The following is a 15,484-nucleotide window of genomic DNA, read 5'->3' as shown; positions in this document are numbered from 1 at the left end:
GCGGGGGCGGGGCAACACGCTCAGATGACGGTCAATCTTCTCGATCTTGATGCCGCCAGCCTGACGGCTTTTTTTCGCCGAGAATGGTGAAAAGCCGTTTCGCGCCAGGCAGCTGCTGCGCTGGCTGCATCGCTTCGGGCAGCGTGATTTCGACGCCATGACCGACATTGCCAAGAGTCTGCGCGAGAAACTGAAGACCCTGGCGGTGGTGGTGCCGCCCGTGCTCATTGCCGACCGGGTCGCGGGCGACGGAACGCGCAAGTTCCTGTTTGATGTCGGTGGCGGGAACGCCGTCGAATCCGTCTATATCCCCGAGCTTGATCGGGGAACGCTGTGCATTTCAACGCAGGCCGGCTGCGCGCTCGACTGTTCGTTCTGCTCGACCGGCAAACAGGGTTTCAATCGCAATCTGACGGTGGCCGAGATCATTGGTCAGTTATGGCAGGCCAGGCAGGTGCTGGGTGCTTGCCAGGAGCAGGAGGGGCTGTCCGAGCGGGTGATCAGCAATGTCGTACTGATGGGCATGGGCGAGCCGCTGGCCAACCTCGACAATACGGTGACAGCACTGCGCCTGATGCTTGATGACCATGCCTATGGCCTGTCGCGCCGCCGGGTCACGGTATCCACCTCGGGTCTGGTGCCGGCGATGGATCGTCTGCGCGACGAATGCGCGGTAGCGCTGGCGGTCTCCCTGCACGCACCGAATGATCGCCTGCGCGATGAACTGGTGCCGATCAACCGGAAATACCCCCTGCGTGAGCTGCTGGCCGCCTGTCGGCGCTACCTCGAGAAAGCACCGCGTGACTTTGTGACCTTCGAGTATGTCATGCTCGACGGGATCAATGACGCCGATGCGCAGGCGCGTGAGTTGCTGACCCTGACGCGCGACGTACCGTGCAAATTCAACCTGATTCCCTTCAATCCCTTTCCGGGCTCGCCCTATCGGCGTTCGCCAGCGACACGCATTCGGCGTTTTGCCGAGTTGCTGATCGACGCCGGAGTCGTGACCACCACCCGCAAGACGCGCGGTGACGACATTGATGCCGCCTGTGGTCAACTGGCCGGGCAGGTTCTCGACAGAACGCAGCGGACGGGTCGGCGAAGCTTCGCTATCCACCTCGATCGTCAGGAGGTCTGCAGTTGAGGAAGACGGCCTTGGCGATTGTTGCCTGTCTGTGCCTCGCTGCCTGTTCATCGACAGGCGTCTCGCAGGCGACCAGGCAGAAGGAGGCCGAAGAGGCGGCCGACTCGCGTACCCCGACCAAGCCTCGCGACGCTCGCACGCGCGCCAAACTGCATACCGAGCTGGGTTCGCTCTATCTCCAGGATGGCAATCTGGCGGTGGCTCTTGAAGAGCTGACCATTGCCATCGACATCGACCCCGACTATGCCAAGGCTTATGCGACACGCGGCCTGGCGGGCTTCCGGATACGCGAGATGCAGGCTGCCGACCAGGACTTTCGTCGAGCCTTGAGCATCGACGCCAACGACCCCGAGATCAACAATAATTACGGCTGGTTCCTGTGCCAGGTGGGGCGGGAGAAGGAAGCGATCACGTTCTTTCAGCAAGCGATCAAGAACCCGCTCTATGAGACCCCCGAGAAGGCTTATCTGAACGCTGGCGCCTGTTACGCCAAACTTGGAGACCTTGCGGTTGCCGAGAACTATATTCAGCAGAGCCTGCACATCGCGCCGAATAACCCGCAGGCCTTGCTGCAACTGGCCAGAATCAATTACCAACGCGGTTATCTGGAGCTGGCCAAGCAGCAGCTCTCGGATCTGTTGCGCAGGACCGAGCCAAGTGCCGAGGCATTGTGGCTGGGCGTGCGAGTCGAGCGCCGACTCGGTGAGCGTGTCGCTGAAGCCAGGTACGGCAGTCAGTTGCGGCGAAAATTTCCGCTCTCGCCCGAGGCGCAGGAACTGCTGAGAGGCAACTTCGAATGAGTGAAGAATGAGTGAACCTTCCCGATTCCCAACGCCGGCAGCGCCCGAGCTGCCAGTGGCGGAACCGTCCCGCGAGCAGGGGGAGAGCGGCGAAGTGCTGGCACCCGTGAGCGGTAGCGTCGGCCAGCAATTACGTTCCGCCCGCGAGGCCAGAAACATGAGCCTGGCCGAGGTGGCGCAGTCGCTCAAGCTGGGTCCTCGGCAGGTGGCAGCGATCGAGGCCGAGGATTGGGCGTCATTGCCCGGCAACACGATGATCCGCGGCTTCGTCCGTAACTATGCGCGCCTGCTCAATCTCGACGCCGATGTCCTGATGCACGGGCTGGATGCCGCACAGCTGCAGCAAAAAGCGCAGCTTGAGGTGTCAGCCGGAACCACCGCCAGCCTGCCGAATACCAGCAGCCGGCGCGTGCAGCGCCGCGATTATCTTGCCGTATTGGCTGGCTTGTTGCTGTTGGGGCTGGCGGTGTTGGCCTATTTCTATGCCCCGGCGGACTTCTGGCAGGGAAAACTGACGGCGCTGCTCGCCCGTGATGCGCCTGTCCAACAGCCGGCTGCCACAACGCTTGCTCCACCGCCCGCCGCGGCCGGCGAATCGGTGACGGTACTGTCGACACCGAATGCGACGGTGCTTGCAGACGCGCCGGGCAGCGGCCTTGGTCTGCGGCTGAGTTTCGCGCAACCCGCCTGGGTCGAGGTTCGCGATGGCCGCAACCAGATCATCTTTGCCGAGTTGAGCCCGGCCGGTAGTAAGCGGGAGGTCGTGGGGCAGCCGCCGTACTCGTTGGTGGTGGGCAACGCAACGCAGGTGACGGTCGAGTACCAGGGCCGGATGATCGAGCTCTCACCGCGCAGCAAGGGCGACGTCGCCCGGCTGACCGTCGAATGAGCCGGTGCCGGCCAGGGCACGAGCCGTGAGCCATCCATTGCCTGGTACAGTACGTCGGCGCACGCGTCCGGTCAGGGTTGGCCAGATCACGGTGGGAGGTGAGTCGCCGGTGGTCGTCCAGTCGATGACCAACACCGATACCGTCGACGTCGTCAGGACGGCGATTCAATGCGCAGAACTGGCGCGCGCCGGCTCGGAACTGGTGCGCATCACCGTCAATACCCCCGAAGCTGCGGCAGCCGTGGCGGCGATCCGCGCCCACCTCGACCGCATGGGTGTCGACGTACCGTTGATCGGCGATTTTCACTATAACGGTCATCGCCTGCTCGCCGAACATCCGGCGTGTGCCGAAGTGCTGGCCAAATATCGCATCAACCCGGGCAATGTCGGACACGGCCGCAAGCGCGATGAGCAATTCGCGCAGATGATCGAGATTGCCTGCCGGTATGACAAACCGGTGCGTATCGGGGTGAACTGGGGAAGCCTCGATCAGGATCTGCTGGCGCGCATCATGGACGAGAACGCCCGTCGCCCCGACCCGCGCGATGCAGTCGAAGTGATGCGCGAAGCAATGGTTGCCTCGGCGCTCGAATCAGCCGCACGCGCTGAAGCCATCGGTCTGCCGGGGGAACGCATCATCCTCTCTTGCAAGGTTTCCGGCGTGCAGGATTTGGTTGCCATCTATCGCGAGTTGTCGCGCCGTTGTGACTATCCTCTGCACCTCGGCCTGACCGAAGCCGGTATGGGCTCCAAAGGCATCGTCGCGTCGACGGCGGCGATGGCGGTGCTGCTTCAGGAAGGCATCGGTGATACCATCCGCGTCTCGCTGACCCCTGAACCCGGCGGCAAACGCACCCAGGAAGTGATCGTCGCGCAGGAACTGTTGCAGACCATGGGCTTGCGGGCGTTCACCCCGATGGTCGTCGCCTGTCCGGGTTGTGGGCGGACGACCAGTACCTTTTTTCAGGAACTCGCGCAGTCGATTCAGGAGCACGTTCGCCAACGCATGCCGCAGTGGCGGACCGACTATGACGGCGTCGAGAATATGACCCTGGCAGTGATGGGTTGCGTGGTCAACGGGCCGGGCGAGAGCAAGCATGCCAACATCGGCATCAGCCTGCCGGGTACCGGCGAAGTGCCGGCAGCGCCGGTGTTCGAGGACGGTACCAAGACCGTCACCCTGCGCGGCGAGCATATCGCCGAGGAATTCACCCATATCGTCGATGCTTATGTGGCTCGCACGTATCAGAGAAAGTCCGCAGGCCAATGATGATTGCAAAGATCCAGTCGGTACGCGGGATGAACGACATCCTGCCGGACGAGGCCGAATTCTGGGACCTGTTCGAGGAAACCATCCGCTCGTGGCTCAAGAGTTACGGCTACCGCCCGTTACGCCTGCCGATCGTCGAACCGACACCGCTGTTCAAGCGCGCCATCGGTGAAGTGACCGACATCGTCGAGAAGGAGATGTACTCCTTTGTCGATAGTCTCAATGGCGAGCCTCTGACGCTGCGTCCCGAAGGTACCGCTGGCTGCGTGCGTGCCGTCATCCAGCACAACCTGATCGCGCAGCAACCGCAGCGGCTTTACTATCTGGGCCAGATGTTCCGGCACGAGCGGCCACAGAAAGGACGCTACCGCCAGTTTCACCAGGTCGGTGTCGAAGCGCTGGGTTTCCCCGGTCCGGATATCGATGCCGAACAGATCCTGATGGGTGCCCGCCTCTGGGACGACCTCGGTCTCGATGGCATCACCCTGCAGCTCAACACGCTTGGCCAATCCTCGGAACGAGCCAGTCATCGCGCCGAGTTGATCAGCTACTTCGAGCGGCACAGCGAAGCGCTTGATGACGATGGCCGGCGGCGCCTGCACAGCAATCCGCTACGCATCCTCGACAGCAAGAACCCGGCTTTGCACGACCTCATCATCGGGGCACCACAACTGATCGATCACCTGGGTGCCGAGTCGCTGGCGCATTTCGAGGGCGTACAGCAGGTGCTGCGCGACGCCGGTTTGCCGTTCCAGATCAATCCGCGCCTGGTGCGCGGTCTCGACTATTACAATCTGACGGTTTTCGAGTGGATCACTGACCGCCTCGGCGCGCAAGGGACTGTCTGTGCCGGTGGTCGTTACGACGGTCTGGTGCAGCAGCTCGGCGGCAAGCCGGCACCGGCCTGCGGTTTTGCAATGGGTGTCGAGCGGCTGTTGGCGCTGATTCGTGAAGCCGGTGGCGAAGCCAGGGCTGCGGCCGTCGATGTCTATGTCGTGCATCAGGGCAGTGCCGCTTCGCGTCTCGCGGCGCGCGTCGCCGAGAGACTGCGCGACCGCGGCATCGATGTCCTTTTCCATTGTGGCGGCGGCAGCTTCAAGACGCAGATGAAGAAAGCCGACGCTTCGGGCGCGGCCTTTGCCGTGATCATCGGCGATGACGAGGCCAGGGTCGGCGAGGTGACTCTCAAGCCGCTGCGCCCGCTTGGCGAGCAGCCGAATGAACAGACGCGGGTGCGTGTCGACGACCTCGCCGACACGATCATGGCTTCCATTTTGAATGGGGAAGACTCGTAATGGCAACTTACGATCTCGAAGAGCAGGAACAAATCGCCGAAATGAAGGCGTGGTGGCAGCAGTACGGTAATCTGCTGGCCGGCATCGTGACCGCTGCCTCGATCTGCGTGGTCGGCTGGCAGGGCTGGAACTGGTATCAGCGCAATCAGGCGGCACAGGCTTCGCTGGTTTACAGCGTCATGCAGAAGGCCGTTCTCGAAAACGACGCGCAGCGCATCAAGGCGGCGAGTGGAGAATTGCTCGAGAAATTCCCGGGAACCGCGTACGCGCCCCTGGCCGCCTTGATGGCCGCCAAGGCGACGTTTGCTGCCGGCGATGCAAAAACCGCCAAGCTGCAGTTGCTCTGGGTGGTGGAACACGGCAAGGATGAACTGCGGGATCTCGCGCGTTTGCGTCTGGCCAGCGTGCTGCTCGACGAGCAGGCCTACGATGAGGCGCTCAAGCAGCTTGATGGCGCGCCGAGTGCCGGCTTCACAGTCCGTTTCCAGGATACGCGCGGCGACATTCTCGACGCTCAGGGCAAGACCGCCGAGGCGCGTGCGGCTTATCGGACCGCGCTGGCCAAGCTGGATGAGACCGACCCGAGCGGCAAGGGAAAAAATACGCTGCAGGACCGCCAGGCCAATGCCGCCTATCGTGAAGCGCTGCAGCAGAAGCTGGATGCACTTGGGGAGTCGAGCTGATGAGATACCCCCTGCTCGTGGCGGCAGGGCTGTCGCTGTTCCTGGGCGCTTGTTCGACGCTCGATGCCTTGAATCCCTTTTCGGGCCCGAGTGGGCCGAAGATGGCTGAACTACAGGCGATCGAGCCGACTGATGCGCTGCAAGTGCTGTGGTCGGCAGATGTCGGCAAGGCCGGCGACCATACTTTCGTTCCCGCTGTGGTCGATTCCTCGGTCTACGCGGCGGCCATGGACGGTACGGTCGTTCGCCTCGACGAGGGCCAGCAGGTCTGGAAAATCAATGCCGGGAAGCCGCTCTCGGGGGGGGGTCGGCGCAGATCAGCGGATGCTCGTGGTCGGCACCGCCAAGGGCGAGTTGTTCGCTTTTGCCACAGCCGACGGCAGCCTGTTGTGGAAAGCCCGCGCCAGCAGCGAGATCGTTGCGCCGCCGGCGGTGGGCTCGGGCCTGGTGATCGTGCGCAGTGGCGACCATCGCCTGGCTGCCTATGACTCGTTCGACGGCAGGCGTAAATGGGTCTATCAACGTCCCAGCACGCCGCTGTCCTTGCGTGTGGCGGCCGGCCCGGTGCTGATCGATAAGTATGTCTTTGCCGGATTTCCCGGCGGCAAGCTGATTGCGGTGAGCGCAGAAAACGGCGCGCCGCTGTGGGAGGGGACGGTCGCCTTGCCGAAAGGGGCCACCGAACTCGACCGTGTTGCCGATGTCACCAGTGTCCCGGTCATTGATGGACGCATGATCTGTGCGGCTGCTTTCCAGGGGCGCGTTGCTTGTTTCGACCTGGGGACCGGCAACCTGATCTGGTCACGCGATATTTCGAGCGCTGCCGGCGTGGCGATCGACAGCCGTTACGTGTACGTTTCCGACGACAAGGGTGCCGTGCATGCGCTCGACAAGGCCAGCGGTGCCAGCCTCTGGAAGCAGGACAAGCTCTTCCTGCGACGGCTGACGGCGCCGTTTCCGATGCGCAATCTGATCGCCGTGGCGGATGTCAAGGGTGTCGTCCATTTTCTGAATCGCGACGATGGTTCATTCGCGGCGCGCCAGCAGACCGATGGCAGCGCGGTGCGTTCGCCCCTGCAGCGACAGGGGATCCACCTGGTCGTGCAAACAGCCAGCGGGCGCGTGCTGGCGATCGAGATCCAATGAAGCCGAGCGTGGTTCTCGTCGGGCGACCCAATGTCGGCAAATCAACGCTTTTCAACCGCCTGACCAGGACTCGCGACGCCCTGGTTGCCGATCTCCCCGGTCTCACGCGTGACCGTCATTACGGTCATGGCCGACTCGGAAACAAACCCTATCTGGTGATCGACACCGGCGGTTTCGAGCCGCTCGCCAAAGATGGCATCATGTACCAGATGGCGCGCCAGACCGAGCAGGCGATCTTTGAGGCCGACGTCGTGGTTTTCGTGGTCGACGGTCGTAGCGGAATCACCCTCCTCGACAGGGAAATTGCCAACCGCCTGCGCAAATCCGGCCGTTCGGTACTGGTCGCCGTGAACAAGGCCGAAGGCATGAGCCACGGGCTCGTCGTCGCAGATTTCCACGAACTCGGTCTCGGTGAACCTTTTGCGATCTCGGCGGCGCATGGCGAGGGGGTAAGGACGCTGATCGAGGAGGCGCTCGCCCCGTATGAGGAGCCGCCGGAAGGCTACATCGACAGTGATGTGGTCAAGGTCGCCATCGTCGGCCGCCCGAATGTCGGCAAGAGCACGATGATCAACGCGCTGCTCGGCGAAGAAAGGGTCATCGCCTTCGATCAGCCAGGAACGACTCGCGACGCCATCGAAGTCGATTTCGAGCGCGGTGGCCGCCGGTATACGCTCATCGACACCGCTGGCCTGCGCCGCCGCGGCAAGGTTTTCGAGGCCATCGAGAAGTTTTCGGTGATCAAGACGCTGCAGGCGATCGAGGACGCGCAGGTAGTGATTCTGGTGGTAGACGCACGTCAGGACATCTCCGACCAGGATGCGCACATCGGCGGCTTTATCCGCGAATCCGGGCGTGCGCTGGTGGTTGCCGTGAACAAATGGGATGGACTCGATGCCTACGTTCGCGAGCAGATCAAGAGTGCTCTCGAAAGCCAGTTGTCGTTCATCGATTTCGCCCGCTTCCACTACGTATCGGCGCTCAAGGCGCAGGGTCTCGAAGCGCTTTTCCGCTCAGTGGATGCCGCCTACCAGGCGGCTACTGCCGATCTGCCGACACCCAAACTGACGCGTGCGCTGATCGATGCGGTGGCTCGACAGGCGCCGCCGCGCAGCGGCCTGTTCCGGCCGAAGCTGCGCTATGCGCACCAGGGTGGCAGGAACCCGCCGCTGATCGTGATTCACGGCAATGCCCTCGACAAGATCCCGGATTCCTATCGACGCTACCTCGAGCATACCTTCCGGGAGGTTTTCCAGTTGCAGGGGACACCGCTGCAAATCCAGTTCAATGTCTCGACTAACCCTTATGCCGACAAGCCAGCTCCCGAACAGAACCGGCGCAAGCCCAAGCCGACCGAGATGCCGGCGCCCAGAAGTACTGCGGCCAGAAAAGAAACACGCCCAGTACCTGGCCGGAAAGCCGGATCGAAGCCGCCATCCCGGCCCCATTGATGGGAGGCTGCGAAGAGACAAGCCGCGTGTCGGGAAGCGGCGGCATCCGCCAAATCCCCTGAAATGCTGGCACAAGGTTGCAATGGTGGCCTTTTCGACGGATGATGAAGGCCTCGACCGCGTCGGCAGCATGCCACCGGCGCAAGCCAATGGGTCGGGTAGCGGGCGATGATCGTTGTTTGCTGCAGGGAGCAGTGATCTGCGCGACAGACCTGTGGCTGCCGGTTCTGGACGAGTCGATCTGAGGCTGGGAACAAACGTATCTGGAATTTGGAAAAAGGACGGTGATCAAGGTCTTATTTGTTTGCATGGGGAACATTTGTCGCTCGCCAACGGCCGAGGGCGTTTTCCGCCACCTTCTTCGTCAACGGAACCTCGAAGACAGGATCGAGGTCGATTCGGCAGGGACGCACGGCTATCACGCGGGTGAGGCACCGGATCAACGGACGCAGCGTGCCGCGGCGGTTCGTCAGTACAATCTGTCCGACATGCGCGCGCGCAAGGTGGCGGCGCAGGATCTCGAGTACTTTGACCTGATTCTGGCGATGGACCACAACAACCTCGCGGTGCTGAAACGCATCTGTCCCCCGGACAAACATGACCGTTTGGGATTGCTGATGAGCTATTCAAAGAACTTCGACGACGATGAAGTTCCTGATCCCTACTATGGTCTTGGGCATGGCTTCGACCTGGTGCTCGACATGATCGAGGATGCCGCCAGTGGGCTGCTCGAAAGCCTTGAGCAGCGACTCATGGATGAGGACAATCCAGGTGTTGAGGATAGAGATGAGTCCGCCCAAGGTAACGGCACGAACTGAATGAATCAGGGCGTGTTGCGTGCGCGCAGCCACTCGGCAAAGTCTTCTGGCGACAGCGGTCGGGCATAGAGATAACCCTGGCCGCTGTGGCAGCCGGAAGCGTCGAGTTGGGCATGCTGATCGGCCATTTCGACGCCCTCGGCGACAACGCTCATCCCGAGGTGGCGCGCCAACGCAATGATCGCCGAACCAATTGCGCGGTCATCGGCATTGCTCGATATGCCGTCGACGAAGCCGCGCGCGATCTTGAGTTCGTGGATCGGGAAGCGCTTGAGGTACGACAAGGAGGAAAAGCCGGTACCAAAGTCATCGATGCTGATCATCAGACCGAAAGCCACGAGTTCGGCCAGCATGCGCTGGGCACGCTCGAAGTCCATCAACACCCCTTCAGTGATCTCGATGCACAGCCGTTGCGGTGAGACGCCATGTGCATTGACGATCCGCATCAGGTCGGCAGCCATGCCTTCCTTGCGGAAATGCCGAGCCGAGATGTTGACACTGATGCGTACTGCCGGCAGCCCTGCCTGGTCCCACTCGGCGATCTGACGACAAGCCTCGCCAAGCACCCATTCGTCGATGGCCACGATCAGGTTGCTTTGTTCGGCGACCGGAATGAATACCACCGGATCCACGACTTCACCGTTGTATTGCCAGCGCAACAGTGCTTCGGCACCAACGACGCGATAGCTTTCGAGGTTGACCTGCGGCTGGTAATGAATGAGCAGCTCGGCGTTTTCGATGGCGCGGCGCAATCCCGTTTCCAGCGCCAGGCGCCGTGTCGCCAGATGGGCCAGGTCGGCGGTGAAAAAGCGAAAGGCATTCTTGCCGTGATCCTTGGCGCGATACATCGCCGAGTCGGCATTGCGCATCAAGGCACTGGCATCGGTAGCATCTTCCGGGAACATGCTCAGCCCGATGCTGGCACTGATGAAGCATTCGTGCTCGTCGAACTGATAGCTGGCACTCAAGGTGCTCAGCAAACGCTCAGCGGTCAGCGTCGCTTCGTGGCGATCGGCGGTTTCGAGCAGGACCACGAACTCGTCGCCGCCCAGGCGTGCCACCGTGTCTTCTGCGCGCACGCAGTCGAGCAGGCGCAGCGCCGCCTGCTTGAGCAATTTGTCGCCGGTGGCATGACCGAGGGTGTCGTTGACCACCTTGAAGTTGTCGAGATCGATGAACACCACGCCGATACTCTCGCGTGATCGCTCGGCACGTGCCAGAGCGAGATGCAGGCGGTCATTGAACAATGCCCGGTTGGGCAGTCCGGTCAGTTCATCGTGGGTTGCCAGATACTCGACGCGCTGCTGCGACTCGCGCACCGTGGTAATGTCGCTGAACATGCCGACGTAGTTGACCACCTTGCCGCTTTTGTCCTTGACGGTATTGATCGACAACCATTCAAGGAAAGCCTCGCCGTTCTTGCGGCGATTCCAGATCTCGCCCTGCCAGACGCCTAGACGATTGACCCGCTCCCACATTTCGACGTAGAGCTCGGGCGGCGTCTTTTCGGATCGCAGAAGGCTGGGCTTCCTGCCGACGACCTCCTGGCGGGTGAACCCGGTGAGGGTCGTGAAGGCGTCATTGACGGTCAGGATACATTGCTCGGTATCGGTCACCATGACGCCTTCGGAAGCGCGATCGAAGACCATCGCTGCCAGCCGCAAACTTTCCTCCGCGCGCTTGCGGGCGGTGATGTCGGTGGCCTGGAAGCAGAGTCCGGTGATCGCCCCGTCGTTGTCGAAGAGCGGAAAGCGAACCGCCAGGAAGTGGTGATCGCCACCAGCCAGAGGCAGGGTTTCTTCACGTTCGATCTCCTTGCGCAGACGCATCGCTTCGAGTTCGCTCTCGCGGAAGATCTTCGATACAGCGTCGGGAAAGAGCTGCAGATCGGTCTTGCCGATGGCCTGCCCGGTGGCGAAGCCGAAAGTCTGTTCGAACCTGGGGTTGGCAAACTGGTAGCGACCAGTGGCGTCCTTGACCGCCATCAGCGAGACCGAGTTGTTCATCACCGCGAGCAACCTGACCTGTGTTTCGCGTGCCGAACGTTCGATTTCGTAGAGGCTGGTATTGTCGGCAAACAGCAGGATCACGCCGGCGCTGCGCTGCGCGTCGCGCAACAGCGGTGCGATGTGCAGCGCATAGTGACGCCGGTTGGCGTTGACGATCTGGCGGTCGAGGGCGTTCTGCGTGTCGATTACCTGCTGACTATCGGTGACCAGATCGGGCATGTCCGGCAGCGCCAGATCGCGCAGATGCCGACCAATTTGCGCTGCGCCGAGCCTGAACAGCCGTGCGGCTGCGCTGTTGAAGCGCTGCAGGGCGGATTTCTGATCAAGCACCAGCAAGGGGTAGTCAACGCTGTTCTGGATACATTCCAGTTCGATATTGAGTTCCTGTGTTTCCGCGGTCTTGATCTGCAATTCCTCATTGACCGTCGCCAGCTCTTCGTTGGTCGATTGCAGTTCCTCGTTCGACGCCTCGAGTTCTTCGTTCGATGCCTGCATTTCCTCATTCGAGGCCTGGATCTCCTCATTGAGCGCCTGCATTTCCTCGTTCGAGGTCTCGAGTTCCTCGACCAGCGTCTGCAGATGTTCGCGCGTTGCTGCCAGTTCGTCTTCGAGTTCCTTGTCCGTGACGTTGTTGCTGTCCTCGATGGTATTCTTGCCGGCCGCGCCGGAATCCACTCGATACAGACCATGAACAGCGTTTCGTTGCCGGGAGCCAGAACCGGGTGCACCGAAAGACGGACGCCACGATTCGGGTCGAGCGCCTTGATGTGCCGTGGCCGCCCGTGCGCCACAGTCTGCTTGACCTGTGCCTGTCGCATCAGCACCTGCACCTCGGTGCGCAGCTCGCGACGGATCAGCGAGATCAGGTCAAAAGCCGGTTTGCCGGGCGAAACATTGAGCAGCCGGCTGGCGTCACCGTGAATGTGGCGAATTTCGAACTTGCCGTTGATCAGGATGCTGGTCGGGATGAAATACCGCCCAGCCGCCTCGAGCAGGATGTTCTCGAAACCCAGCGGGGTGGTAGGTTTGGCCGGCCTCAGATGCTGGTTCAGACCGGCGGCCGGAATGGCCATCTCGGAACGTAGCAGCGGCAGTCGGGCAGCGACCCCGTGCCGGCGGTACAGGCGCCCTTCCTTGTCAACCACGCCGAACAGCGCCTCCTGCTGGAAAATCCCCTCGGACTTGCCGAGGAACAGGTAGGCGCCCGGATTGAGCGCGTAATGGAACACCGACAGCAGCCGGGCCTGCAACTCACTCTGGAAATAAATCAGCACATTACGGCAACTGATCAGGTCGAGGCGTAAGAATGGCGGATCCTGCACCAGATCCTGACGGGCAAAGATGACCACGTCACGCAGGTTCTTGTTGATCTCGTAGCGGTCACCGTGTGGCGTGAAATGGGCGCGGATGCGACTGCGATCCATGTGTGCCAGACTGGCGGCAGCAAAGACGCCGCGCCGTGCCAGAGCCATCGCGTCGAGGTCGATGTCGGTGGCGAAGATCTGCAGTCGGTACTGATCGAAGGAAGCTCCCAGACGTTCGGAAAACAGGATGGCCAGCGAATACGCTTCCTCGCCGGTGGCGCAGCCCGCGGTCCAGACGCGGATGTCGTCACCGGGCTGTTTGTTGGCGAGAATGTCGCCAACCACCTTGTCGAGGCGGGCAAAGGCATCGCTGTCCCGAAAGAAGGCGGTGACCGAGATCAGGATGTCCTTGCACAGCCGGTCGAGTTCGACCGGCGTGTCGTCGACCACCTGCAGGTAATCCTGTAGCGTACTGACATGGTTTGCCGCCATTCGCCGCTCGATCCGTCGCCACAAGGTCGGTTCCTTGTACTGCGAGAAATCGACCTTGGTGCGGCTGCGTACCTTGCCGAGCAGTGTCTTGAGCGTTGCCGGGGCACTTGCCGCCTGCGTGGCCACCGGGATCAGTCCGCGGTTGAGGACAATCAGACTGATCTCGGCGCCCATCGTCTCGGGCGGTAGAATCCAATCCACGCTGCCGGTATCGATTGCTGACTGGGGCATGCCGTTATACTTGGCGGTTTCGGGATCCTGGGAAAAGGTGAAACCGCCCGCCGCCTTGATCGCGTGGATTCCCGCCGCACCGTCAGAGCCGGTGCCGGACAGGATGATGCCGATCGTTGATTCGCCGACTTCCTCGGCCAGTGAGGCGAAGAAACGGTTGACCGATGGCTTGGGCATTGATTCCTTGGTGGGTTCGACGAGCCGGAAGTGACCCGCTAGCAGCGTCAGATTGCGATTCGGTGGCGTGATATAGACCGTATTTGCTTCGGGCAACATTCCGTCCTCGATGTCCCGGACCGGCATCGTCGTTTCGCGACCCAGCAACTGCGCCATCATGCTGCGGTAGGTCGGCGACAGGTGTTGCACGACGACGTAAGTCAGCCCAAGATTCTTTGGCAGGCTCGGCAAGAGCAGACTCAGCGCTTCCAGGCCACCGGCCGAGGCTCCGATCCCGACGATGAACGGCCGCTCGTCGGACCTGAAGGGATACACTGCGTCGCCAATCGGTTTTGCTGTGGCAAGAGGCTTTCTAGAGACCGAGCGTTTTTTTTTCGGGTTCTTCTGCGTTGACGGTACTCATCTTGACTTGTCCAATTCATATTGTGCCGCCGACGACGACCAAACCTGCCAGTTGACCCGTGCAGTCGTCCTCAGGTTCCAGTCCATGCCACGGCGTACTTTGCGGCAAGGGGTGTGGTGCAGCCAAGCGGCAACGAATTGTATTCCGATTCTGAAAGGAGTTGCGCGATGCTCGAAATACATCGCGCCGATGACTCCGGGTGAGGAAGTCTGCGCTTCGGCCAAGGACGGATCGGTTTGGGGGCTGTCGAGCAGGTGGCCACGCCCCCGGCCAGAACGATCCTGTGGCGAAGGGGTCGGCGTGACCAGGGTCAATGAGCAGGGATATGCGGTCGCTTACTACCAGAGGGCTGGCCTAGCGGCAGGGCGCTGGTTCGGCGATGGAACAGAGGCTCGTTCAAAGTCAAGACCCCGCGAGCGCGGGGTTTTCGGTGTCTCAGTACCTCAGTACACTTCCGGAATGAAGGTCTGGTCGGAGATCGGCGGGCGCACATAGCCACCCTCGTCCTGACGGGGCGGCAGGACGATCGGCTCTGGCGTGAGGTCCTCGTAGTCGATCATGTTCAGCAGATGCGTGATGACGTTCAAACGGGCGCGTTTCTTGTCGTCGCCGTCGACAACATACCAGGGTGCCTGTTTGATGTCGGTGTGCGCGAACATGGCGTCCTTGGCTTTGGAGTATTCGACCCAGCGCGCACGCGACTCGAGATCCATCGGGCTGAGCTTCCAGTGCTTTTCCGGATGAAAGATGCGCTTCTGGAATCGGCGTTCCTGCTCTTCGTTACTGACCGAGAACCAGTACTTGATCAGGATGATGCCGCTGCGGACGAGCATCCGCTCGAATTCGGGGCAGGTACGCAGAAACTCCCGGTATTCTTCTTCGGTACAAAAGCCCATGACCCGTTCGACACCGGCACGGTTGTACCAGCTGCGATCGAACAGGACCATTTCGCCGCCGGCGGGAAGGTGCTGTACGTAGCGCTGGAAATACCACTGCGTCTGCTCACGGTCGGTCGGTGCAGGCAATGCGGCAACGCGGGTGACGCGCGGACTGAGGCTCTCGGTGATACGCTTGATCGTACCGCCCTTGCCGGCTGCATCGCGCCCTTCAAAAAGGACGACGACTTTCAGTTTCTTGAACTTGATCCACTCCTGCAGTTTGACGAGTTCGATCTGCAGCTTCGACAGCGTTTCTTCGTAATCCTTGGTCCTGAGCGCCGGCTTGCGAGTGTTGTGCGCGCTTTCGTTCAGATTGACCTTGCCTGGGGGGGTACTTACCACCTTCGGTTCTACCGCTTTCCCTCTTGGCGCCTTTTGATTCTTGATTTTGACGGGTTTTGCCACCGTCTTCGGTTCGACGCTCTTTGCTTCTG

General features: G+C 61.5%; 10 protein-coding genes and 2 pseudogenes. 9 read left to right on the top strand and 3 right to left on the bottom strand.

Annotated features, from left to right (window positions below; genetic code table 11):
• The first annotated feature begins 24 nt into the window (after positions 1–24).
• The 9 genes and pseudogenes from rlmN to E4Q08_RS01340 all read left to right on the top strand — a co-directional run bounded on the left by rlmN (position 25) and on the right by E4Q08_RS01340 (position 9,496).
• Positions 25–1,144, top strand: a pseudogene (rlmN, locus tag E4Q08_RS01380) (dual-specificity RNA methyltransferase RlmN).
• Positions 1,141–1,944, top strand: coding sequence for a type IV pilus biogenesis/stability protein PilW (gene pilW, locus E4Q08_RS01375; protein ID WP_034912336.1), 804 nt, complete (start codon positions 1,141–1,143; stop codon positions 1,942–1,944). Before rlmN ends, pilW begins: the two are co-directional and overlap by 4 nt.
• Positions 1,945–1,951: 7 nt before the next feature.
• Positions 1,952–2,833 (top strand): helix-turn-helix domain-containing protein, encoded by an 882-nt coding sequence (locus E4Q08_RS01370; protein ID WP_169069061.1) that lies wholly within the window; start codon positions 1,952–1,954, stop codon positions 2,831–2,833.
• A 25-nt stretch (positions 2,834–2,858) separates the two neighbouring features.
• A complete protein-coding gene (ispG, locus tag E4Q08_RS01365; protein WP_034912325.1) occupies positions 2,859–4,103 on the top strand; it encodes a flavodoxin-dependent (E)-4-hydroxy-3-methylbut-2-enyl-diphosphate synthase in 1,245 nt (414 codons plus the stop codon).
• Positions 4,103–5,398, top strand: a complete 1,296-nt coding sequence (gene hisS / locus E4Q08_RS01360; protein WP_034912323.1) for a histidine--tRNA ligase — start codon at positions 4,103–4,105, stop codon at positions 5,396–5,398. The genes ispG and hisS overlap by 1 nt, the downstream gene beginning before the upstream one ends.
• Entirely contained in the window at positions 5,398–6,081 is a 684-nt protein-coding gene (locus E4Q08_RS01355; protein WP_034912321.1) for a YfgM family protein, read from the top strand. Before hisS ends, E4Q08_RS01355 begins: the two co-directional genes overlap by 1 nt.
• Positions 6,082–6,360: 279 nt before the next feature.
• Positions 6,361–7,227: an outer membrane protein assembly factor BamB gene (gene bamB / locus E4Q08_RS01350; RefSeq protein WP_308240026.1), complete on the top strand. Its 867-nt coding sequence runs from the start codon at positions 6,361–6,363 to the stop codon at positions 7,225–7,227.
• Complete coding sequence (der, locus tag E4Q08_RS01345) at positions 7,224–8,678, top strand: ribosome biogenesis GTPase Der (protein WP_034912315.1); 1,455 nt, start codon at positions 7,224–7,226, stop codon at positions 8,676–8,678. The genes bamB and der overlap by 4 nt, the downstream gene beginning before the upstream one ends.
• Before the next feature lie 284 nt (positions 8,679–8,962).
• The gene (locus E4Q08_RS01340) at positions 8,963–9,496 is read left to right on the top strand and encodes a low molecular weight protein-tyrosine-phosphatase (protein ID WP_169069060.1); all 534 of its coding nucleotides are present in this window, start codon (positions 8,963–8,965) and stop codon (positions 9,494–9,496) included.
• A 5-nt stretch (positions 9,497–9,501) separates the two neighbouring features.
• Here E4Q08_RS01340 and E4Q08_RS25545 read toward each other — a convergent pair whose 3' ends face one another.
• From E4Q08_RS25545 to ppk2, 3 genes and pseudogenes are all read right to left on the bottom strand, one after another.
• Positions 9,502–12,180, bottom strand: a complete 2,679-nt coding sequence (locus tag E4Q08_RS25545) for an EAL domain-containing protein (protein WP_308240025.1) — start codon at positions 12,178–12,180, stop codon at positions 9,502–9,504.
• A gap of 473 nt (positions 12,181–12,653) precedes the next feature.
• Positions 12,654–14,024: pseudogene (locus tag E4Q08_RS25540) on the bottom strand (chemotaxis protein CheB); the annotation flags it as partial.
• 531 nt (positions 14,025–14,555) lie between these two features.
• Positions 14,556–15,362, bottom strand: a complete 807-nt coding sequence (gene ppk2, locus E4Q08_RS01315; protein ID WP_211203271.1) for a polyphosphate kinase 2 — start codon at positions 15,360–15,362, stop codon at positions 14,556–14,558.
• Positions 15,363–15,484: the final 122 nt, after the last annotated feature.

Source organism: Candidatus Accumulibacter contiguus (genome assembly GCF_012940005.1).
Taxonomy (GTDB): domain Bacteria; phylum Pseudomonadota; class Gammaproteobacteria; order Burkholderiales; family Rhodocyclaceae; genus Accumulibacter; species Accumulibacter contiguus.
This window is presented reverse-complemented; position numbering and strand designations above follow the sequence as displayed.

What these genes read in the sequence shown, in the direction of transcription:
- E4Q08_RS01370 (WP_169069061.1), top strand. Translation starts at nt 1,952, where the DNA reads ATGAGTGAACCTTCCCGATTCCCAACGCCGGCAGCGCCCGAGCTGCCA.
- hisS (WP_034912323.1), top strand. Translation starts at nt 4,103, where the DNA reads ATGATTGCAAAGATCCAGTCGGTACGCGGGATGAACGACATCCTGCCG.
- E4Q08_RS01355 (WP_034912321.1), top strand. Translation starts at nt 5,398, where the DNA reads ATGGCAACTTACGATCTCGAAGAGCAGGAACAAATCGCCGAAATGAAG.
- bamB (WP_308240026.1), top strand. Translation starts at nt 6,361, where the DNA reads ATGCCGGGAAGCCGCTCTCGGGGGGGGGTCGGCGCAGATCAGCGGATG.
- der (WP_034912315.1), top strand. Translation starts at nt 7,224, where the DNA reads ATGAAGCCGAGCGTGGTTCTCGTCGGGCGACCCAATGTCGGCAAATCA.